The sequence below is a fragment of the Billgrantia antri genome, from assembly GCF_017868935.1.
Taxonomy (GTDB): Bacteria; Pseudomonadota; Gammaproteobacteria; order Pseudomonadales; family Halomonadaceae; genus Halomonas; species Halomonas antri.
This window is the reverse complement of the sequence record NZ_CP053383.1, coordinates 2,572,126-2,593,608: the sequence shown is the minus strand read 5'-3', so window position 1 is coordinate 2,593,608 and position 21,483 is coordinate 2,572,126. Positions and strand designations below refer to the sequence as shown.

19 protein-coding genes are annotated in these 21,483 nt (G+C 66.2%); 5 read left to right on the top strand and 14 right to left on the bottom strand.

Features of this window, described 5'->3' with window-relative positions; translation table 11 throughout:
- The first annotated feature begins 14 nt into the window (after positions 1–14).
- Positions 15–392, top strand: a complete 378-nt coding sequence (locus HNO53_RS12100) for a hypothetical protein (RefSeq protein ID WP_209472372.1) — start codon at positions 15–17, stop codon at positions 390–392.
- A 99-nt stretch (positions 393–491) separates the two neighbouring features.
- Here HNO53_RS12100 and HNO53_RS12095 read toward each other — a convergent pair whose 3' ends face one another.
- The 6 genes from HNO53_RS12095 to HNO53_RS12070 all read right to left on the bottom strand — a co-directional run bounded on the left by HNO53_RS12095 (position 492) and on the right by HNO53_RS12070 (position 8,557).
- Entirely contained in the window at positions 492–1,391 is a 900-nt protein-coding gene (locus tag HNO53_RS12095; protein WP_209472370.1) for a hydroxymethylglutaryl-CoA lyase, read from the bottom strand.
- A 165-nt stretch (positions 1,392–1,556) separates the two neighbouring features.
- Complete coding sequence (locus tag HNO53_RS12090) at positions 1,557–3,596, bottom strand: acetyl/propionyl/methylcrotonyl-CoA carboxylase subunit alpha (RefSeq protein WP_209472368.1); 2,040 nt, start codon at positions 3,594–3,596, stop codon at positions 1,557–1,559.
- Positions 3,593–4,420, bottom strand: a complete 828-nt coding sequence (locus HNO53_RS12085; RefSeq protein WP_420827838.1) for an enoyl-CoA hydratase-related protein — start codon at positions 4,418–4,420, stop codon at positions 3,593–3,595. Before HNO53_RS12085 ends, HNO53_RS12090 begins: the two co-directional genes overlap by 4 nt.
- A 179-nt stretch (positions 4,421–4,599) precedes the next feature.
- Positions 4,600–6,207, bottom strand: a complete 1,608-nt coding sequence (locus HNO53_RS12080; protein ID WP_209472366.1) for a carboxyl transferase domain-containing protein — start codon at positions 6,205–6,207, stop codon at positions 4,600–4,602.
- 9 nt (positions 6,208–6,216) lie between these two features.
- Positions 6,217–7,386, bottom strand: coding sequence for an isovaleryl-CoA dehydrogenase (locus HNO53_RS12075; RefSeq protein WP_209472364.1), 1,170 nt, complete (start codon positions 7,384–7,386; stop codon positions 6,217–6,219).
- A 229-nt stretch (positions 7,387–7,615) separates the two neighbouring features.
- Positions 7,616–8,557 carry a sodium-dependent bicarbonate transport family permease gene (locus HNO53_RS12070; RefSeq protein WP_209472362.1) on the bottom strand — a complete coding sequence of 314 codons (942 nt, stop codon included), beginning with the start codon at positions 8,555–8,557 and terminating at the stop codon, positions 7,616–7,618.
- Between the two features lie 132 nt (positions 8,558–8,689).
- On the opposite strand from HNO53_RS12070, the gene HNO53_RS12065 reads away from it, so the two are divergent.
- Positions 8,690–9,658 carry a LysR family transcriptional regulator gene (locus tag HNO53_RS12065; protein ID WP_209472360.1) on the top strand — a complete coding sequence of 323 codons (969 nt, stop codon included), beginning with the start codon at positions 8,690–8,692 and terminating at the stop codon, positions 9,656–9,658.
- Between the two features lie 3 nt (positions 9,659–9,661).
- Here the strand turns inward: HNO53_RS12065 and HNO53_RS12060 are convergent, their stop codons facing one another.
- From HNO53_RS12060 to HNO53_RS12045, 4 genes are read right to left on the bottom strand one after another with little or no spacing between them, the layout of a single operon-like run.
- Complete coding sequence (locus HNO53_RS12060; protein ID WP_209472358.1) at positions 9,662–11,167, bottom strand: tripartite tricarboxylate transporter permease; 1,506 nt, start codon at positions 11,165–11,167, stop codon at positions 9,662–9,664.
- Between the two features lie 14 nt (positions 11,168–11,181).
- Positions 11,182–11,661 carry a tripartite tricarboxylate transporter TctB family protein gene (locus HNO53_RS12055; protein ID WP_209472356.1) on the bottom strand — a complete coding sequence of 160 codons (480 nt, stop codon included), beginning with the start codon at positions 11,659–11,661 and terminating at the stop codon, positions 11,182–11,184.
- Between the two features lie 23 nt (positions 11,662–11,684).
- Positions 11,685–12,644, bottom strand: a complete 960-nt coding sequence (locus HNO53_RS12050; RefSeq protein ID WP_209472354.1) for a Bug family tripartite tricarboxylate transporter substrate binding protein — start codon at positions 12,642–12,644, stop codon at positions 11,685–11,687.
- 56 nt (positions 12,645–12,700) lie between these two features.
- On the bottom strand, positions 12,701–13,459 hold the full coding sequence (locus tag HNO53_RS12045; protein ID WP_209472353.1) for a GntR family transcriptional regulator: 759 nt from the start codon (positions 13,457–13,459) through the stop codon (positions 12,701–12,703).
- Between the two features lie 203 nt (positions 13,460–13,662).
- Between HNO53_RS12045 and HNO53_RS12040 the strand changes: the two genes are divergently transcribed.
- Entirely contained in the window at positions 13,663–14,460 is a 798-nt protein-coding gene (locus HNO53_RS12040) for an amidohydrolase family protein (RefSeq protein ID WP_209472352.1), read from the top strand.
- 82 nt (positions 14,461–14,542) lie between these two features.
- Here HNO53_RS12040 and HNO53_RS12035 read toward each other — a convergent pair whose 3' ends face one another.
- The 4 genes from HNO53_RS12035 to HNO53_RS12020 form a co-directional block, all read right to left on the bottom strand.
- Positions 14,543–15,799 (bottom strand): NAD(P)-binding domain-containing protein, encoded by a 1,257-nt coding sequence (locus tag HNO53_RS12035; protein ID WP_209472351.1) that lies wholly within the window; start codon positions 15,797–15,799, stop codon positions 14,543–14,545.
- The gene (locus HNO53_RS12030) at positions 15,796–16,356 is read right to left on the bottom strand and encodes an OsmC family protein (protein ID WP_209472350.1); all 561 of its coding nucleotides are present in this window, start codon (positions 16,354–16,356) and stop codon (positions 15,796–15,798) included. The genes HNO53_RS12035 and HNO53_RS12030 overlap by 4 nt, the downstream gene beginning before the upstream one ends.
- A gap of 106 nt (positions 16,357–16,462) precedes the next feature.
- The gene (locus HNO53_RS12025; protein WP_209472349.1) at positions 16,463–17,014 is read right to left on the bottom strand and encodes a DUF4242 domain-containing protein; all 552 of its coding nucleotides are present in this window, start codon (positions 17,012–17,014) and stop codon (positions 16,463–16,465) included.
- Positions 17,011–19,263 carry an ATP-binding protein gene (locus HNO53_RS12020; protein ID WP_209472348.1) on the bottom strand — a complete coding sequence of 751 codons (2,253 nt, stop codon included), beginning with the start codon at positions 19,261–19,263 and terminating at the stop codon, positions 17,011–17,013. Before HNO53_RS12020 ends, HNO53_RS12025 begins: the two co-directional genes overlap by 4 nt.
- A gap of 120 nt (positions 19,264–19,383) precedes the next feature.
- Between HNO53_RS12020 and cysK the strand changes: the two genes are divergently transcribed.
- Entirely contained in the window at positions 19,384–20,874 is a 1,491-nt protein-coding gene (cysK, locus tag HNO53_RS12015; protein ID WP_209472347.1) for a cysteine synthase A, read from the top strand.
- Positions 20,875–20,890: 16 nt separating this feature from the next.
- A complete protein-coding gene (locus tag HNO53_RS12010) occupies positions 20,891–21,475 on the top strand; it encodes a peroxidase-related enzyme (RefSeq protein ID WP_209472346.1) in 585 nt (194 codons plus the stop codon).
- Positions 21,476–21,483: the final 8 nt, after the last annotated feature.

The window sequence follows — 21,483 nt, the reverse complement described above, 5'->3', positions numbered from 1 at the left end:
TATAGGAGATATCCATGCGTGACTTCATCGCCATGACGTTCGGTGGCCTTTCGCTGCGCTACTTCCTGCGTCAGCTATTCTTCGGTACCGGTATGTCGGCTCTGATCGTATTCATGGTTGTGCAGGGAGACGCGCAGCTACGAATGGATCAACTGGTGCTGCTGATGGTAAACGCCTTGCTGTACCCCTATTCACGCTTCGTCTATGAACAGGTGATAGGCTTCTTGATGGGAGACAATGTGTTCTTCGTCAATGCCGTGATGATGCTGGTCGTCAAGATGTTCACCATGACGCTCTGCTGGGGCTTCGCAATTTTCATTGCACCGCTGGGGCTTGCATATTTGTACTTCTACCATCGCCGGGCGCAGAGGCAGGAAAACCTCGAGGGGTAAGAAAAACCAGGGAAGCCATAGCAAGCCCACTCCCAGCGCCGCCCACAATTAAAGAGCCCCAGTCACCTGGCTCAGGGGCTTTCCGTTTCTACCACCTACTTACTTCGCTGCCAGCGCCACGCCTACCTTCGAGCGGTTCGGTCGGCCGATGGTCTGGGTGATCCAGGTGCCGGTTGCGGCGAGCTTGTCGAGGTCTATACCGCTTTCGATGCCGAGGCCATTGAGCAGATAGACCACGTCTTCACTCGCCACGTTGCCGGAGGCGCCCTTGGCGTAGGGGCAGCCGCCGAGGCCGGCGACGGAGCTGTCCACCACGCTGATGCCTTCTTCCAGCACGGCGTAGAGGTTGGCGAGTGCCTGACCGTAGGTGTCGTGGAAGTGGGCGGCGAGCTTTTCCATGGGGATGTCGCGGCTCACGGCTTCGATCATGCGCTTGGCGGCAAGCGGGGTGCCGGTGCCGATGGTGTCGCCGAGCGAGACTTCGTAGCAGCCCATCTCGAACAGCGCCTTTGAGACTTCGGCCACCTTGGCCGGGGCGATTTCGCCTTCGTAGGGGCAGCCGAGCACGCAGGAGACGTAGCCGCGCACGCGTACGTTGGCCTCTCTGGCTCGCTCCAGCACGGGGGCGAAGCGCTCCAGGGATTCGGCGACGGAGCAGTTGATGTTCTTCTGCGAGAAGGACTCACTGGCGGCGCCGAATACCGCCACTTCCTCCACGCCGCACTCCAGCGCCGCTTCCAGCCCCTTGAGGTTGGGGGTGAGGGCGGCGTAGGTGACGCCGTCGCGGCGCTTGAGGCCGGTCATCACTTCACGATGGTCGGCCATCTGCGGTACCCACTTGGGCGAGACGAAGCTGGCCGCTTCGATGTAGCGGATACCGGCGGCGCCCAGGCGGTCGATCAGTTCCAGCTTGGTGGCCGTGTCGATCGGGTTGGGCTCGTTTTGCAGCCCGTCGCGGGGGCCGACCTCGACCAGGCGCACATGCTTGGGAAATGCCATCTTCTACACTCCTATCCTGTCTCGGCCGTGGTCATGATCCGCGGCTGAACCGTCGACAGGTCTCCGAGGGGGCGCTGTAAACCCATCCTTGGGCGCTACCGATGCCATCCCTGGCATCGGACCCCCTCTACGACCTGTCCCCGGCGCCGCTCGCCATGGCTACTGTTACTCTACCGGGGCGAACTCGAGCAGCACGTCGCCCTGTCCCACGGTGTCTCCCGCGTTGAAGTGGAAGCTTTCCACGTGGCCGTCGGCGGGGGCGGTCATGGTGTGTTCCATCTTCATGGCTTCCATGACCATCAGCGGCATGCCTTTCTCCACCTTCTGACCGGCTTCCACCAGCAGCGCGACCACGGTGCCATGCATCGGCGCGGTGAGAGTCGATTCGGCTTCGTGGTGGCCGTGGTCGATGGCGTCGATGCGGCGCCAGAACAGGCGGGTTTCGCCGCGCGGGTCGACCATCACCACGACGTTGCCGTCGCGGCGGGCCTGCAGGCGGCGTCGGTGGCCATTGAGGGTGACGGCCACGGCGTCGCCTTCCAGGTGCTGCAGGCGGGCAGTGAGGGTCTCGGCGCCGATGGTCAGGTCCCACGGGTCGGCGCCGCTGGCACGGGTGCCTTCGACCACCACCACGCTCGCTTCGTCCTGCACGTGGGCAGGATCGCAAAGCGAGATGCGGATGGTGTGCGGGGCGTTGAGGCGGAAGCCGTCGTGGCGGTCCCACGGCGAGTCGCTCTCGCACTCACGGGCGAGCTGGTTGAGGCCGATCAGCGCGGCGCCAGCGTACTCTTCGGTGCTGTACTGCTTGGGGGCGAAGAGGGTAGCTTCGTTCTTCTCGATGAAGCGGGTGTCCAGCTCCGCGTTGCGGAACGCGGGGTGCGTGGCCAGCCGTTGCAGGAAGGCGCGGTTGGTCACCACGCCCTGCACGTCCAGCGCCGCCAGTGCCCGGTTGAGGGTGGCCAGGGCCTGCTCGCGGTCATCGCCATGGACGATCAGCTTGGCGAGCATCGGGTCGTAGTGCATGGAGACCGCGTCGCCGGTTTCCACGCCGCTGTCCAGGCGCACCTGGCGCGGGTCGAGTCCGGCTCCCTTGAGGTCCATGGAGAAGCGCTCCAGCTTGCCGGTGGCGGGCAGGAAGTCCTGCTCTGGGTCTTCGGCGTAGAGGCGCGCCTCGAAGCTGTGGCCGGTGATGGTCAGCTCGTCCTGCTGGAGCGGAAGAGCTTCGCCCATGGCCACGCGCAGCTGCCACTCGACCAGATCCTGGCCGGTGATCATCTCGGTGACGGGGTGCTCCACCTGCAGGCGGGTGTTCATCTCCATGAAGTAGAACGAGCCGTCCTTGTCGAGCAGGAACTCGACGGTACCGGCGCCGACGTAGCCGATCTCCTTGGCGGCGCGAACGGCAGCTTCGCCCATCTCGCGACGCAGCTCGGCGGTCATGCCGGGCGCGGGGGCTTCCTCGAGCACTTTCTGGTGGCGGCGCTGCACGGAGCAGTCGCGCTCGAACAGGTAGACGCCGTTGCCGTGGCTGTCGCAGAACACCTGAACCTCGACATGACGCGGCTGGGTCAGGTACTTCTCGATCAGCATGCGGGTGTCGCCGAAGGCGGCCTGGGACTCACGCCGGCAGCCGTCCAGTGCGGCCTGGAACTGCTCAGGGGCTTCGACCACGCGCATGCCCTTGCCGCCACCGCCGGCACTGGCCTTGAGCAGCACCGGGTAGCCGATCTTGTCGGCCTCGGCTTTGAGCAGGGCGTCGTCCTGGTCGTCGCCGTGGTAGCCCGGCACCAGCGGCACGCCAGCGTTGGCCATGCGCGCCTTGGCGGCGGACTTGTCGCCCATGGCGGCAATCGCCGAGGCGGGCGGGCCGACGAAGGTGATGCCGGCAGCGTCCAGCGCTTCGACGAAGGCGCCGTTCTCGGAGAGGAAGCCGTAGCCGGGGTGAATGGCGCCGGCGCCGGTGCGCTTGGCGGCTTCCACCACCGCTTCCACCTTAAGGTAGCTCTCGCGGGCGGCGGCCGGGCCCAGGCGCACGGCCTCGTCGGCCTCGCGCACGTGGCGGGCGTTGGCGTCGGCATCCGAGTACACGGCCACGGTGCGCAGGCCCATGGCGCGGGCGGTACGCATCACGCGGCAGGCGATCTCGCCGCGGTTGGCCACCAGCAGGGTGTCGAAGGGCGTGGTGCGGGAATCGTTCTGACTCATGAGCGGCGCTCCGAGGAATTCGTGTTGTCGTCGGCCCAGGCGGGGCGGCGCTTCTCGAAGAAGCTGGCGAGGCCTTCCTGACCTTCGGCGCTCACGCGCAGCTCGCTGATCACACGGCAGGTATGCTCGCGGGTGGCCTTGCTGTCGGAGTCGCGGGCCACTTCGGCCAGCAGCGCCTTGGTGGCGCGCTGGGCCTGGGGCGAGCCGGCCAGCAACGTCGCGATCATCCCTTCGACCGCCTCGTCGATGTGGTCGTGGCCGACGATCTGGTGGGCCAGGCCCAGTTCCAGAGATTGGTCGGCGTCGATCACCTCGGCGGTCAGCGCGAAGCGGCGCATCTGGCGCGCGCCCAGGGCGCGCTGCACGTAGGGGCTGATCACCGCCGGGGAAAGGCCGATTTTCACCTCGGAGAGGCAGAACTTGGCCTTCTCGGAAGCGATCACGATGTCGCAGCAGGCGGCCAGGCCCACGGCGCCACCGAAGGCAGCGCCCTGCACGCGGCATACGGTGGGGCAAGGGAGGGTGTCCAACCCATGCATCAGCTGCGAGAGCTTGCGCGAATCGGCCAGGTTGCCCTCGAAGTCGTACTCGACCATGCGCTTCATCCAGTTCAGGTCAGCGCCGGCGGAGAAGCTCTTGCCCTCGGAGCCCAGCACCACCACGCGCACCTCACCGTGGCGGGCGGCGTCGTGGAGCTTGTCGAGGTGCTCGTTAAGCTCGGCGATCAGGCTGTCGTCGAAGGCGTTGTGCACCTCGGGGCGGTTCAGCGTCAGCCGGGCGACGCCGCGATCGTCAATGCTTAGCTGTGAATAGGTAATTGCCATTTCACTGCCTCATGAATTCGGTTCTGGGTGGCTTCCCGCGGCTCTCCGCAGGCAGAAAACGCGAAGACGCTGTAAACCCTTCCCTGGGCGCTCCATTTTTCTATTCCTGAAAAATGAGCTTCGCTTGTTTCTGCCCCCGGCGCCGCTAACGCCGGTTACCCTTCAGGCCGTGAGGCCGTTTACATTCTAAATACGCCGAAGCGCGTCTCTTGAACCTCGGCATTCATGGCGGCGGCGAGCGACAGCCCCAGCACGTCGCGGGTCTGGGCCGGGTCGATTACGCCGTCGTCCCACAGCCGCGCGCTGGCGTAGTAGGGGTGGCCCTGATGCTCGTACTGCTCACGGGTGGGCTGCTTGAAGGCTTCTTCCTCTTCCTTGCTCCACTCGCGGCCTTCGCGCTCGTACTGCTCGCGCTTGACCTGGGCCAGCACGCCGGCAGCCTGTTCGCCGCCCATCACCGAGATGCGCGCGTTGGGCCACATGAACAGCAAATTGGGGTCGTAGGCGCGTCCGCACATGCCGTAGTTGCCGGCGCCGAAGCTGCCGCCGATCAGCACGGTGAACTTGGGAACCTTGGCGCAGGCCACGGCGGTGACGAGCTTGGCGCCGTGCTTGGCGATACCTTCGTGCTCGTACTTGGAGCCGACCATGAAGCCGGTGATGTTCTGCAGGAACACCAGCGGGATCTTGCGCTGGGCGCACAGCTCGATGAAGTGGGCACCCTTCACCGCGGATTCGGAGAACAGCACGCCGTTGTTGGCGACGATGCCCACCGGGTAGCCGTGGATGTGAGCAAAGCCGGTGACCAGGGTGTCGCCGTAGTAGCGCTTGAATTCGTCGAAGTCGGAGTCGTCGACGATGCGGCCGATCACTTCGCGCACGTCGAACGGCTTCTTGAGGTCGGTGCCGACGATGCCGTAGATCTCGCTGGGGTCGAGCTTGGGCGGCCTCGGCTCCTGCATCTTTAGCTGGCCGCGCTTCTGCCAGTTCAGCCGCGACACGCAGGCGCGGGCGAGCTGTAGGGCGTGGGCATCGTTCTCGGCGTAATGGTCGGCCACGCCGCTCTTCTTGGCGTGCACGTCGGCACCGCCCAGGTCCTCGGCGCTGATGCTCTCGCCGGTGGCGGCCTTCACCAGCGGCGGGCCGCCGAGGAAGATGGTGCCCTGCTGCTTGACGATGATCGATTCGTCGGCCATGGCCGGCACGTAGGCGCCGCCGGCGGTGCACGAGCCCATCACCACGGCGATCTGCGGAATGCCTTCGGCGGAGAGGGTGGCCTGGTTGTAGAAGATGCGGCCGAAGTGTTCGCGGTCGGGGAACACTTCGTCCTGGCGCGGCAGGAAGGCGCCGCCGGAGTCGACCAGGTAGATGCACGGCAGGCGGTGCTTGCGGGCGATCTCCTGGGCGCGGATGTGCTTCTTCACCGTCAGCGGGTAGTAGGTACCGCCCTTGACGGTAGCGTCATTGGCGACGATCACGCACTCGACGCCCGAGACGCGGCCGATACCGGTGACCACGCCGGCAGCGGGTACGTCGCTCTCGTAGACCTCGTGGGCGGCCAGCGCCGAGAACTCGAGGAACGGCGAACCTTCGTCGATCAGGTGGTCGATGCGGTCGCGCACGAACAGCTTGCCACGGCTCTCGTGGCGGGTGCGGGCCTTCTCGCCACCGCCCTGGCTGATCGCCGCGGTCAGCTCGCGCAGCTTCATCACCTCGTGGCGCATGGCCTTGTCGTTGGCCTGGAAGCCGTCGCTGCGCGGATTGACTTGTGTCGTCAAGGTAGCCATGGGTTCCCCTTATTTCGACTCGGCAAAGATTTCACGGCCGATCAGCATGCGGCGAATCTCGCTGGTGCCGGCGCCGATCTCGTAGAGCTTGGCGTCGCGCAGCAGGCGGCCGGTGGGGTACTCGTTGATATAGCCGTTGCCGCCGAGCAGCTGGATGGCATCCAGCGCCACTTGGGTGGCCTTCTCCGCACAGTAGAGAATCACCCCGGCGGCGTCCTTGCGCGAGGTCTGGCCGCGGTCGCAACCGGCTGCCACGGCATAGAGATAGGCGCGGCAGGCGTTCAGCGTGGTGTACATGTCGGCGATCTTGCCCTGCACCAGCTGGAACTCGCCGATGGACTGGTCGAACTGCTTGCGCTCGTGAATGTAGGGCACGACGACGTCCATGGCCGCCTGCATGATGCCGATGGGGCCGGCGGCGAGTACGGTACGCTCGTAGTCCAGGCCGCTCATCAGCACGCGCACGCCCTTGCCTTCGTCACCCAGCACGTTCTCGACCGGCACTTCGCAGTCCTGGAACACCAGTTCGCAGGTGTTGGAGCCGCGCATGCCCAGCTTGTCGAGCTTCTGCGCGGTGGAGAAACCGGGCATGCCTTTCTCGATGATGAAGGCGGTGATGCCCTTGGAACCGGCGTCCGGGTCGGTCTTGGCGTAGACCACCAGCACGTCGGCGTCGGGACCGTTGGTGATCCACATCTTGTTGCCGTTGAGCACGTAGTGGTCGCCTTCACGCCGTGCACGCAGCTTCATCGAGACCACGTCGGAACCGGCGCCCGGCTCGGACATGGCCAGCGCACCGACATGCTCGCCGCTGATCAGCTTGGGTAGGTACTTGGCCTTCTGCTCGGCATTGGCGTTGATCTTGAGCTGGTTCACGCACAGGTTGGAGTGGGCGCCGTAGGAGAGGCCCACCGAGGCGCTGGCCCTTGAGATTTCCTCCATGGCGATGCAGTGGGCGAGATACCCCATGCCGGTACCGCCGTCCTCCTCAGGCACGGTGATGCCGAGCAGGCCCATGTCGCCGAACTTCCGCCACAGGTCGTTGGGGAACTCGTTCTTCTCGTCGATCTCGGCGGCGCGTGGCGCGATCTCGTCGCGGGCGAAGGCGTTTACCTGATCGCGCAGCATGTTGAGTTCGTCGTCGAGGCCGAAGTCGAGGGGCTTGTAGGACGTGAACATGGCGGCGGAACTCCCTAGTGTCAGTGGTAGACCAGCTGTCGGGTGATGCGGGCAAGCAGTCGCGATCCCGCAGAGTCGTCAAGATGCTACAAGACTAGGCGAGGTTGACGTTAACGTAAAGTGCAGCTTTGGCGCGTTCTACGAATGTCGAACAACGAGGGGCAGGGGCCGTGAGCCACAGCAGGGCGCCACCGGGAAGCCCCGATGGTGCCCTGTGGCAACGGATCGCCTAGAGGGCGATCCATTCGATGATCTGGTGATACAGCGGAATGCCGACGATCACGTTGAGTGGGAAAGTGAAGCCGAGGGAGGCGAGCATCGCCAGGCCGATGTTGGCCTCCGGAATGGCGGTACGCATGGCCGCCGGCGCGGCGATGTACGACGCACTGGCCGTCAGCGCCGTGAGGATCAGCACCGAGCCGGTGGGCAGGCCAAGCAACAGGCCGACCGACATCCCGACCAGTGAGAGCACCAGCGGCGCGACCAGGGCGAAGGTGAGCAGCCGCCAATGGAACCAGGGGATGGGGCGCAGGGTGTCCGCTGCGGTCAGGCCCATCTGCAGCAAGAACAGGGCCAGTACTGCATGGAAGGCGCCCATGAACAGCTCGGTGACCTTGGCTCCCTCGCCGGGGCCGTACATGGCGCCGATCACCGCCCCGCCGGCCAGCAGGATCACGCCGCGGTTGGTCAGGGTCTCGTGCCAGATGCCCTGCATGGCCTCGCCGGAGTTCTTGCCGGCGTGGCGCCGGTACAACGCGATGGCGACCATGATGGCCGGCAGTTCCAGCATCACCAGATAGAGGGTGACTTCGGCGCCAATGATCAGGTTGCGCCCCTCGGCGAAAGCCAGCGCCACGGCAAAGGTACCGGCGCTGACCGAGCCGTAGTGGGCGGCGATGCTGGCGCTGTCTGCCGCCGAGAGTCTTACCAGGCGGCGCAACACCGGCATCAGGGCTAGGGGAATCAGGCCGCCCAGGGCCGCTACGCCGAGCAGTTCCGGAATCAGCGACCAATGAAGATTGCCGTAAAGCGACATGCCACCCTTGAGGCCGATGGTCAGCATCAGCAGCAGGCTCAGGGTGTCGTAGGCGGCCTTGGGTATGTTGAGGTCGGACTTGACCAGCCCGGCAAGCAGGCCGAGCAGAAAGAACATCACGACGATATCGGGCATGGGTCTCTCTTCTTGCTGGAGATGCACTGGCAGGATAGTCGCGGATTGTGAGGAGTAACGGATATTGATTCCAATAGAATGTAACTGGGCATGCTATAGTGAATCGTCTATGCGTTGAGCCGGAGCCAAGTAATGAACGTTCGCCACCTGACGTTTCGTCTGCTGCAGGTCTATGTTGCCGTGGTGCGCAGCGGCTCTGTCAGCGAGGCGGCGCGCCAACTCCACCTGACCCAGCCTACGGTGTCGCAGCAGCTGCGACGTCTGGCAGAGGCAGTGGGCGAGCCGCTGCTGCAGAGCGGCCATGGGCGGTTGAACACCACCGAGGCGGGGCGCGAGCTTTATCGCGCCAGCCGTGAGGTGCTGAGCCGCTTCGACGACTTCGAGGACTATCTGGAGGCGCTGCGTGGCGGTAAGCGTGGCCGCTTCAGCATTGCCCTGGTCAATACCGCCCAGTACGTGCTGCCACGCCTGCTCGGGCCATACAGTCACGCCTTTCCCGACGTCGACGTGACTCTCCACGTGGGGAACCGCCGCCAGATGCTGACGCGTTTCGAGCGCCAGGACGACGATCTCTACGTGTTCAGCCACCCGCCGTCCCTGGCGCATGCCCTGGCCGGGCGTTTCCTGCGCAATCCGCTGGTGGTTGTGGCCCCGCAGGGGCATCCGCTGGCACAGCGCGAGCGCATCGGCATGGGTGAATTGCTGGAAGAGCGCTTCCTGCTGCGCGAACCGGGCTCGGCGACGCGCATGATGTTCGAGAGCTGGCTGCAGGAGCACGGCTTGTCGCTGGGGCCCACCTTGCAAATGGCCAGTAACGAAGCCATTCGCGTCGGCGTCGCTGCCGGCATGGGGCTGGCCGTGCTCTCCGAGCACGTGCTACCGCCGGAGCACCCTGATATTGCGATCCTGCCGGTGGCAGATTTCCCCATCGAGAGCCACTGGCAGTTTATCGTGCGCCGCGATCGCCGCCTGCCTCATGCCGCGTTGGGCTTTTTGAGCTTCGCGGCGGGGCATCTCGACGAGTGCGTCGAGACGCGCTTCGTGGCCAATGAGCTGGCAGGACTGCTGATGGGGTTGGAAGCTGCCTCCGAGCCTTCTTGAGAGTCAAGAGCCTTGATACTGCGATTGGCGCCGCTGGCGCAGTGCCTTCCACAGCTGCGAGAGTAGCACCACGGCCAGCAGGGCAATGATGCCCAGCGATATGGGGCGGCTGAACAGCACCGTCCAGTCGTTCTGGGCGATCAACATGGTCAAGCGGAAGTTCTGCTCAGCCATGGGGCCCAGCAGCACGCCCAGCACCACGGGCGCCAGCGGGAAGCCGAGCCGGTTGAGCAGGTAGCCGGCCAGGCCGAAGGCCAGCATGACATAGAGATCGGTGACGTTGCCGTTCACGGTGTACACGCCTACCGCCATCAGGACCAGGGTAGTGGGAACCAGCAGGGCGGAGGGCATGCGCAGCACCTGGGCGAACAGGCGCGTCGCCACCATGCCGCCGAGCAGCAACAACAGCATGGCCGTCAGCAGCATCTGCCACATGAAACCGAACACCACGTCGGGGGAGCGGGTGAACAGCTGTGGGCCGGGCTGCAGGCCATGGATCATCAGCGCGCCCAGTACCAGTGCCGCGACCAGGTTGCCGGGAATGCCCAGCGTCAGCGAGGGGATCATGGCCGCCGCGTTGTCGGCGCTGTTGCCGGACTCCGCCGCGGCGACGCCGACCGGGTTGCCGCTGCCGAAGGACTCGGGGTCCGGCGCCTTGCGCTTGGCCTCGTTATAGCTGAGCAGGGCGGCCAGGTTGCCGCCGGCGCCCGGCAGGATGCCCACGGCCACACCTATCAGCGACGAACGGCTCCAGGTACGCCAGTGGCGGCGCAGCAGGCCCAGGCTGCCGCCGCTCGGCTTGGCGCGGAAACTGTCGCTGTCGAAGTAGGATTCGTTGCGCTTTTCCGCCATCTCGAGCACTGGCGGCACGGCATACAGCCCGATCAGCACGATGAGCAGCTCGAAGCCGCCTGACAGGTAGAGCGAATCAAACGTGAAGCGCTCTTCACCGCTGATGGTGTCGATGCCCACCAGGCCTATGATGACGCCGAGCAGGGCGCTGAGCATCCCCTTGCTCACATCCTTGCCCACCAGCACGGCAATACTGACGAGGCCGAATACGGCCACCCAGAAGTACTCCGCGGGGCCGAACGCCAGGGTTACCTTGGCCAGCATTGGGGCCAGTGTCATCAGGGCCAGGGCGCTGACGATACCGCCGATGGCGGACGACCAGCAGGCCGTCTTCAGGGCCAGCCCACCCTCGCCCTTGCGCGTCATCGGGTAGCCGTCGAAAGTGGTGGCGATGGCGGCAGGCGTGCCGGGAATGTTGAGCAGGATGGCGGGAATGGCGCCGCCGTACATGGAGCCGTTGTAGATCCCTGCGACCAGCCCCAGGGCAATGATGGGATCGAAGCCGTAGGTCAGCGGCAGCATCAGGGCAATGGCCATGACCGGGTTCAGGCCGGGCAGCGCGCCGATCAGGATGCCAATCAGCGTGCCGACGAACAGGCTGATCAGCGAGCCGAACTGCAGGGCCACCGGGAGTGCATTCAGGAGCGATTCGAACATGAGCTGGGCCCTATCTAGGAAGCGAGGAAGAACTCGACGGGCAGTGGGCGCTTGAGCACCACGGCGAACAGGGCGTACAGCAGCGTGATGAAGCCCAGGGTGATGCCCGCTATCACGGCGGGTCGCCGCTCTCCCAGCAGCACCGCCAGCAGCGTGATGAACAGGGCGCTGGTGGTGTAGAAACCGACGATCGGCAGGGTCGCGTAGTACACCAGGGAACAGCCTAGCGTCACCGAGAAGCGTCCCGGATGGTCGACCAGAGCGGGAGCAGGCTGGGTCGTCATATGACTGCCGGCGGTGGCATCGGTCGTGGTGCGCGCGGCCAGCACGCTTTTCATGCCTCGCCAGATCAGCGGCAGGGAGAACGCGCCCATCAGGGTGCCGACCCCGATGGGAACGTAGGCGGCATCGGCAAAGAAGCCTTTCCCCATCCAGACGGTGCTTACGCCAATGATGAGGAAGGCAATGCCAGAGAAGAGATCTCTGTAGTTCATGGTCTTATCGATGCCTTTGCCGGTTACTGTTGCTTGAGGCCGAGGTTTTCCAACGTCTCGCCGATGGCCTGGGTTTCCTGCTCCAGGCGCTCGCGCAGTGCTTCGCCGCGCACCAGGTTGAGGGTTTCGCCCTGGGCGGAGAGGAATTCCTGAAACTCAGGGTGCTCCACGGCGCGGGCCACGGCATCGGCGACTGCTTCGGCGCGCTCTTCCTCCATGCCTTCCGGACCCAGCATCATGCGCCAGAGCACGGTCTCGAGCTCGGGATGACCCAGGGCGGCGAGGCCGGATGCCTGGGGCAGGGCCTCGTTGTCGTCGGCGGAGGTCACCAGCAGGCACTTGGCCTGGCCTTCTTCCACATAGGGCAGCACCGGGGTGATGGAGCCGCCGTAGATGTCGACGTGGCCGCCGAGGAAGTTCTGCAGGGTCTCGCCGGCACCGCCAAAGGGAATCGGGCGGGCGGTGATGTCGTAGGCTTCGAAGATCCGCTCCGCCGCCAGGCGCATGGTGCCGCCGACGCCATCGTTGCCATAGGTGTACTTGCCAGGGTTGGCTTGAAGCTCGGCAAGGAACTCCTCGCCGCTTTCGGCCGGGAAATCAGGCGCGACACAGAGGGTGTAGGCGCTCTGGGAGGTGCTGGTGATGGGAGTCAGCGTCTCGTAGGAGTACTGCACGCGCTGCATGTGCGGCACCGTGGTGATGGGGCTGTTCCAGGTGGAAAGCAGGGTATAGCCATCGGGACGCGCACGGGAGAATTGGTTGACGCCGATGGCGCCGCCGCCACCCGCCACGTTGAGCACGGCGACGGGCTGGCCCAGTTCCTCCTCGAGATACTGGTTGAGCATGCGTGCCACGTTGTCGGTGCCGCCGCCTGCGGGTGCCGGCACGATGAGCTCGATGGGACGCTCCGGATACTCGGCCATGGCCGGGGTGAAGGCAAGGGCCGAAACGGTAGCAGTGGTGAGGAGCAGCGTGGTTTTCATTTGTCGTACCTGTCGTTGGAGTCGTTGGGACATGGGGGCGGGCATCGAGGCCCGCTTCAGGCGTTGTGTTCGCCAAGGGTGACGCGATAGCGGAAGCGTTCGGGTCGGCCATGCACGCGGCGATATTCAATGACGCGACCCACAGGGTTGCGCGCGATGCGCTCGATGACGGCAACTGGCGAGTTGGCAGGCAGTTCAAGGTGCCTGGCGCTTGCCTGGGTGGCGGTGCCGAATGAAAGCTCATCTGTCGCCGACGTAATGAGAATCCCGAATTCCTGGAGGAAAACGGGGTAGAGCAGCGGTCCCATGTCCTTGGGATCGAGCGCCAGCAGCCCCTCGAAATCGGGCAGGCGCAGGTAAACCTCCTCGAACAGCATCGGTTCGCCGGACCACAGGCGAACGCGCTCGAGCTTGAGGCAGCGTGTCGTTTCCGGCTCGCCGAATGCCAGCCGGACCTCGGCAGGCGTTTCGACCTCCTCGCGGCTGAGAATGCGGCTCTCCGGAATCATGGAGCCGTCGGGATCGTCGGCGTCGTGCACGTGGAAGAAGCGGAACAGGTCGGCGCGAAACGCCGGCTGCTTGACGAAGGTGCCGGTGCCGCGGCGACGCTCCAGCAGGCCTTCGTCGACCAGTTGCTTTAGTGCCATGCGCATGGTGGCCAGTGCCACGCCGTACTCCTCGGCCAGCCGGTTCTCCGAGGGGATCGTGTCCCCCGGTGACCACTCGCCATTGGCGATCCGCGACGCCAACTGGTCGCGCAGCCGGGCATAGAGGGGAAGGCGCCCGTCGGCTTGGGGCATGCGCGATGCACACATGGGTTCGATCTCCTGGATTCACTGTCTTGTTGCTGTCACTAAAGACCAGTGTATACTTCTAGTCAACCAGTTCTCTAGAGAACTAGACATAAGTCTAAGCAAGGCATCCTCGAGTATTCAGCCAAGGGCCAGGTGATGGGGAGGCTCGGGTAGGAAAACCAGGGAGAGGAAGCCAGGATGAGGAAACCAGGGTGGGGGCCAAAGTGAAACAAGGATATGACTGTCACGCCCACGTCTATCCGCAGGTGGATGAGATAGAGGGCTCAAACTATCGTCCGTCACGGCCGGCGCCACTGCATGAGTGGCAGGCATATCTGGAGGCATGCGAGCTGCGTGGTGGCGTGTTGGTGCAGCCGAGCTTCCTCGGCCACGACAATCGTGAGCTGCTGCGGATCCTCGACGAACTGGGGGGAAGCTACCGTGGAGTGGTGCAGCTGCCCAAGGAGGCCAGCCTGACCGAGATGCGAAAGCTCGATGCGGCCGGCATCGTCGGCGTGCGCTGGAATCTCATCGAACGGCGCCGCGAACTGCCCGACCTGAACGATCCGCAATGGATCGATTTCCTCGACCGGTTGAAGGCGCTGGACTGGCACCTGGAGCTGCACCTCGAGGGAGATCGCCTGCCCGAACTCTTTCCCGCACTGCACGAGCACGGCGTCACCCTGGTGATCGATCACCTGGGGCTGCCCGTCGAGGCCGACCCCGCCGCCGATGCCGGTTTCCGCCTGCTGCTGGAGGCCGGCCGCTACGGCCGCACCTGGGTCAAGCTGTCGGCGCCGTATCGATCGCCGGTGGCTGATCTGCGACCTCATGTCCGAACGCTACTGGAAGCGTTGGGGCGCGAGCGGCTGGTGTGGGGCAGCGACTGGCCCTGGACCCGCCATGAAGGCAAACACAGCTACCGAAATACCTTCGACTGGCTGACCGAGTGGGTCGGCGATGAGGATGACCGGCGCGTGATCCTGGACCACTCCCCGCGGGAGCTGTTTCGCCTCGATTGAGTGTCGCCAGCTGGCGAAAGCCTGGCTGGATGAGAGCCCGGCCGCTCGGTTCGAGCGACCAGGCTTCTGTGCTGGTCATGCGTCAGGCGAAGCTGGCGTGGCGTCGACCCGCCCGGGCCAGCCAGGCGACCAGGTGAGCGCTGAGCTCTCGCGCATCGTCGTCGGCGCCGTGGATGGCCCCCGACTTGCGTCGCCGCATGAAGGGCAGCCCCATGGCATAGAGACCCGGCGCCACTACGCCGCCATCATGTAGCAGACGACCTCGGGCATCGAACACCGGCACCTCGAGCCAGCTGAAATCGGGGCGAAAGCCGGTGGCCCACAGCACCGTCTTGATCTCGCCGGCGGCCAGGTCGAGCCCGAGACAGGGGTGTTGAGGCACCCGGGTGGGCGCAGGGCGCTCCGGAGCGGGCAGGGTAGTGTGACATTCGTGGACGCTGGCCCAGGCATCGAGATTGTCGAGCAGCCGGGCGAGCTTGAGGTCCGCCGCCTGGCAGTGTACCGCAAGCGACCCGGAGAACTGCAGCCGGGTGCCGGCCAGGCCCACGAGGCGCCCGACCAGGCGGACGCCGCGCTCGCCCAGGGCGTTGAGGTCCAGGTCCAGCGGCTCGGTGCTGCCCAGCAGCTGCGGCGAAGGCTGGCGCCGGACACGGGCCAGGTCTTCCACCTCGTCGAAGCGCTGATCGAGCATCCCCGCCTGCTCCAGCCACCACTGGATATCGCGGCCGCGGTAGCGCCGCGGCAAGCGCAGATGCTCGCCTACGGCCAGCGTCACGGGCCGCCCGCTGCGCTGGATCTCGTCGGCCAGCTGCACGCCGGTGGCCGAGGCACCCACTACCAGCACGCCACCCGGAGCCAATTGGCCGGGGTTGCGGTAATCGAGGGGTGTCAGGCTGTTGACCCAGGGCGGCAGGTCCGCGGCCAGGGCGGGCACGACGGGAAGCCGGCAGGCGCCGGTGGCGATCACCACCGCCCGGCAGCGCCAGTCGCCCTGATTCGTGACCACAAGGTAGCCATTCTCGGCCTGGCGCACCGAGACCACCTCGGTGCCGGTATGCAGCGGGGCCGAGAGGCCCCGTGCATAGTCATCGAGAAAGCCGATCAGTTCCGCCATGCCCATGAAGCCATGCGGCTCCTGTCCGGCATAGGCCTGGCCTGGGAGCCGCGTCTGCCAGTTGGGCGTGAGCAGGTGCAGCGAGTCCCAGCGCTGGTGCCGCCAGGCATTGGCCACCTCGCCGCGCTCCAGGATCACGTGGTCGATGCCGTGCCGGGCCAGGTGGTGGCTCATGGCCAGCCCGGCGTGCCCGGCGCCGACGACCGCGGCGGTGACCGTCTTCACTTGACCTCGACCTTGACGTGGGTGGGGTTGGTGAGCAGGTCGTAGACCGCCGAGCGTTTCTGCGACTGGGCGACCAGGGCCTCGATGTCGGCACGGCTGGCATCGGCATCGATCTCGAACCTCACGCGGATGTCGTCGAAGCCGTTGCGCACTTCGGGGTCCATGCCGAGGATGCCCTGGATGTCCATGTCGCCCTCCACCGTGGCCTTGACCGAGCGCAGCTGGATTCCGCGATGCTGGGCAACGGCGGCCACTCCCGCGGTAAGGCAGGCGGCCAGGCCGACCAGTACGTACTCCACCGGGGTGGGGCCATGGTCTTCGGCGGCGAACACCTCGGGGTGATCGGCCTCGAAGGTGAAGCGTGAGCGGTGCTGCTGGGTTTCGCCGAGGCCGTGGAAGTCCTCTATGGCAATCCGGCTGTGAGTGCCGCGGACCCAGTCGCAATGTGCACGCCAGGTGAAGCGCGCGGCGGCGGGGGCCTGAGCCAGCGCCTCGCGAGCGCCCAGCAGGGCGGTGACGTTGACGCCATTGTCGATCGGTTGAGTGGCGGTGTGCATTGACGCTCTCCTTTTATCGTTGTGTCTCGTCAGGATTGACCGTTAGCGGTCAGCTGCGAGATTCGCGGGGTCGCGTGGGACCCAGCGTGGGAGAGCGCGTGGTTTTTCAGGCTGGTGGCGTGGAATCCGCTGAGGGAGCGATACGCTGGAAGGCCCAGATGCGGCTGACCGGCATGCCGGCCTGGTGCTGGGCCCGGCGTACCGACTCGGCGTCCGGCGCGCGATAGAGGCAGAGCATGCGCTGGCGGTCGAAGGAGAACAGGGTGCGCAGGAAGTGCACTTGATGGTTGTGCAGGCAGGCCGCGCCGGCATCTTCCAGCGACTGGATGGCCTGGAAAGTCACCGGGGCGCCGAAGTGGCGCTCCACCATGACATTGGCAGTGGCCAGCTCCGCGGCGCTGAGGGCGGGGGCGTCGTGCAGGCTGCCGCCCCACATCGAACTAACTTCGGCGCCGGCCTGGCGCAGGCCGATGCGTGCCGATTCGAGATCGGGGGCGTGGAAATGGCACACCAGTCGGCATCCATCGCGTGCCAGGAAGCTCTCCTGCCAGTCGATACGGTATAGGTCGAAGCAGGGCTGGGCGGCCTCGGTCAACGAGCGCACCAGTGCCGATTCGAGGGGAGCGTCGAAGCGCCGCTCCAGAAAGATATCGATCACGTTTCGTCCTCCGCGGCGGGGTGTTCCCGCAGGGCTTGCCAGCGGCGTCGGGCCCAGCCGGCTACCGGCGCCTCGGCCAGCGCTTCGGCGGCCTGGGCGTGGTACTGCCGTTCGGTGACATCGTCGCGGCGACGAGCGGCCTCGGCCAGCAGGGCATGGGCTAGCAGCTGTTCGGTACGTCGCTCCAATACCCTGGCATGCTCGAGGGCTTCGCCGGCTCGCTGGCGGGCGCTTTCGATCCGTTCCCGAGTCAGGTCGAGGCGCGCCGCCTGTAGCAACAACACGGCCAGGCGATGGCGGGCGTCGGCATGGCGCAGCGTGACCAGGGCGACGCCGAAAGGGTCGGGATCGTCTTCCAGCGCGTAGCGACACAGGGCCTCGGCGGCAGCGGCATAGGGGGCCTCGCTGCCATCGCGCAGGCGTTCGCCAAGTTCGCGCAGCTGCTTGCAGTGCCTGCCCGCCCCGACATAGTCGTCCCGCTCCAGGTCCATCAGCAGCAGCATCTCCTGGGCCTGAAACTCGCCCAGACGATCGCCCATGGCCTTGCACAGGGTACGAGCTTCCTTGAAGTAGGCCTCGGCCGTGTCGAAGCGATCCTCGTGCAGGCTGAGCAGGCCCTGGGCCAGGGGGATGGCAGGGTGAGCGAGACGCTGCTCGATGGCCTGCTCGCGAGCCTGGGCGAGCAGCTCGGTCGCCTGCTCCAGGTCGCGTTCCAGCATGGCCAGGCAGCGAGCCGTCTCGGCCATGGCGATGACCTGCTCGCGCCCCTCGCTGCAGCGCATCGCACGTTCCGCCTGCAGTGTCTCTTCGTGGGCATCGCTCCACTGGCCGTGAGCCCAGCGGATGTGGCTCGCCAATTGATAGCCGAGTCGCGCGTGGGCCAGCGCACCATGCTCCAGCGCCTGCTCGGCCAGGGCCACCACGTCGCGGGCGCCGTTGTCCCAGTCCGCCAGCGGGGCGGCACGGTAGAGCACGTCGTGCAGCTCGAGAGCCAGGCAGACGCGTCGAATGTCGTCAATTTCTTCGGCCAGCGCCAACCCGCGTTGGGCATAGTGCTGGGCCTGCTCGTTGGCGCAAATCCTCAGGCAGAAGCGTCCGGCCTCGACGGTTGCCCGTGCGGCCAGCTCCAGATCGCCGCTGGCCTGGGCGTGGTGAGTCAGCTCTTGTGCCTGGCTCAGGTCGGTGAGCGGGGACCCGGCCAGCCATTCGGCGACGCGTCGATGCATGGCTTGGCGCCGAGCCGGCGAGATCGCGGCATAAAGCTCGGTGGCCATGTCGCTCTGGGTAAAGCGCAGTTCGCCGCCTTCGGCGGTGAGCCAATGGCGTCGTTCGGCGACTTCCAGCGCCGCGCCGATACGGTTGGTATCGAGCCCCGAGACGTGACTCAAGGTCGCCGGGCTGGCGGCGGGGGCAAGCAGTGCCGCCCAGCGCAGCACCTCCAGGGTGTCGCCGTCCGGCAGCGTCAGTTCGCCAACCGCAGGGAGGGACTGCGTCCCCGGGGCGGCATTCGTTGGCGTGGCGGCGGCAAGTCGTTTGGTGTCGCGCCAGGCACGCAGCAACTGGCCATTGAGCGGCAGTCCCGCCTCGCGGATCAGTCTCACGCCGAGTTGCAGCTGTTGCTCGGCTTCGCGCGGGCGGTGCAGCGCCAGCAACAGGCTGACCAGCCGGGCACGGGCAGTTTCGTCGAAGGGGGCGATCCTTACCCAGGCGTGGGCATGGGGCAGGGCGCGCTCGGGGGTATGTGCCAGGCGCGTGACCAAGGCGGCGAGCAGGGTCGTCTGGGCGCGCAGGGCCGTCTGGCGCTCTGCCAGGCACCAGCCGTGGAAGTCGGCGAAGCGATCCAGCTCCAGGCCCTCCAGGAAGGGACCGCGATAGCGAGCGGCGGTGAGTTCGAGTCGCTCGACATCGGCTGTCTCCAGGCGTTCGCCATGCAGCGCGTGCAGGGTAACCACATCGATGTCGATATCCGTGGTGTCGAGCCCCACAAAGCTGCGATCGGCCCGCAACCGGGTGCGGCCCGGCGTGTCCACCAGGCGGCGCAGCTTCGACAGGCTCCAGCGCAGCGAGCCGCGTGGATCGTCGGGCATTTCCCATAACAGGTCGCACAGGTGTTCGCGGCTCAGGGAGCGGGTATGCAGCGCCAGGTAGGCGAGCAGGGCGCGGGTCTTGCGGGAGGGAGGCAGCGCCAAGACCTGCCCGTCTCGAATCACTTCGAGGTCGCCGAGCAGGTTGAGGGTCAGCGCGTTCATCGTCTGCCCCAGTGGTAGGGAACGGTTCAAGTATAGTCCGTGAAAAACCACGCTGGCTTCCACGCTCGCTTCCTCGGCGCGGGCCAACCCTGTCGGCATAGCCACCCGAGGAGATTCACCATGACCCGCTACGCCAGCATTCTGGAAACCGTCGGCCGTACGCCGCTGGTGCGACTTGCCCGGCTTGCGCCGCCGGACGTCAACGTGCATTTGAAAGTGGAAGCCTTCAATCCCATGGGCTCGGTGAAGGATCGCATGGCCCTGGCGGTGATAGAGGCGGCCGAGCGTAGCGGAGCGCTGCGTCCGGGCCAGACGGTGATCGAGGCCACCAGCGGCAATACCGGCATCGGCCTGGCCATGGTGTGCGCGCGCAAGGGCTACCCGCTGGTGGTGACAATGGCCGAGAGCTTCAGCCTGGAGCGGCGCCGGCTGTTGCGCTTCCTCGGTGCCCGCGTCGTGCTCACGCCGGCCTCCGAGAAGGGCAGCGGCATGCTGGCCAAGGCGATCGAGCTGGCCGAAGCGCATGGCTACTTCCTCTGTCGCCAGTTCGAGAACGAGGCCAATGCCGAAGTACACAGCCGCACCACGGCGCGGGAGATCCTCGACGACTTCCAGGGCGAGCCGATTCATGCCTGGGTGACGGGCTTCGGCACCGGCGGCACGCTCAAGGGCGTTTCCCGGGTGTTGAAGGCGGCCGATCCGCGCATCCGCATCGTGGTGGCCGAGCCCGACAACGCCCCGCTGCTGGGCAGCGGCGAGGCGCAGCCAGCGGGAGCCAGCCATCCGCGTTTTCGCCCGCACCTGATGCAGGGCTGGAGCCCGGATTTCATCTCGCCGTTGACCCAGCAGGCGGTGGCAGCAGGCATGGTGGACGAGATCGTGCCGGTGGCGGGAGAAGAGGCGCTGCGCCTGGCCCGAGAGCTGGCCCGCAAGGAGGGTATCTTCGTCGGTATCTCGGCCGGCGCGACCCTGGCCGCAGCGCTGGACGTGGCACGCCGGGCACCTTCCGGCAGCCATGTCGTGTGCATGCTGCCCGACACGGGTGAGCGCTACCAGTCCACGCCGCTGTTCGAGGGCATCGGGGACGAGATGAACGAGGAGGAACTGGCCCTGTCGCGCTCGACGCCGGGCTGTCGTTTCGACGTGCCCGCACCACGTCCGGCTGCCGCCAGCGTGCCACGGGTTGCCGAGCCGGCGGATACGGGGCGGGATGCCGAGGCCGAGCGCAGGCTGGAAGAATGTCTGGCCCAGGCGCCGGTGGTGATGTTCTCCCTCGCCTGGTGCGAGTTCTGCTGGGCGGCGCGCAAGCTCTTCGCCCGGCTGGGGGTTGATTACCTGAGCGTGGATCTCGATTCGCCTGCCTATCAGGAGGACGAGATGGGCGTGCGCCTGCGCCCGGTGCTGGCGCAGCGAACCGGGGCGCCCACCATCCCGCAGATCTTCATCGGCGGTGAGCCGTTGGGAGGCTGCGGCGAGCTGTTCGAGGCCCTGGACGACGGCAGCCTGGGAGAGCGCCTGGCGGCGTGTGGTGTCGACTACGACCGCGAGGCGCGAATCGACCCCCGGCTCCTGTTGCCGGCCTGGTTGCACCCTCGCTCCGCCACGGCCTGACACGGGAGATGCCGACATGAGCTATATCGAGACGATTTCGCCTGAACAGGCCGAGGGCGAGGTCAAGGAGATGTACCGGCGCCAGGAGGCTCATTTCGGGTTCTTGCCCAACTATGCCCGGGTCTTCTGTCACCGCCCCGAGGTGATGAAGTGCTGGGCGGCGCTGATCGCGGCCATTCGACGCCCCATGGAGGCGCACCGCTACGAGCTGGTGACGCTCGCCGCCGCCCGGGCCCTGGGCAACTCCTACTGCTCGCTGGCTCATGCCAAGGTTCTCGCCGAGCTGATGGGCATGGAGGCAACTCAGGCCATGGTGGCGGGCGAAACGGGGCCGCTCAGCGAGGCGGAGCGCAAGATGATGGCCTTCGCCGCCAAGGTGGCCTGCCGCGCCCAGGAGGTAGGCGCCGAGGATATCGAAGCGCTGCGGACGCATGGGTTCGCCGATGAGGAGATCTTCGACATCGTCGCCGTGGTGGCCGGGCGCGCCTTCTTTACGCGCATTCTCGACGGCCTCGGCGCCGAGCCCGACGCGGCTTTCGGAGAACTGCCCGCCGACCTGGTCGAGGCTCTCAGCGTGGGCAGGCCGATCGCCTCGGCGTAACTTCGCCT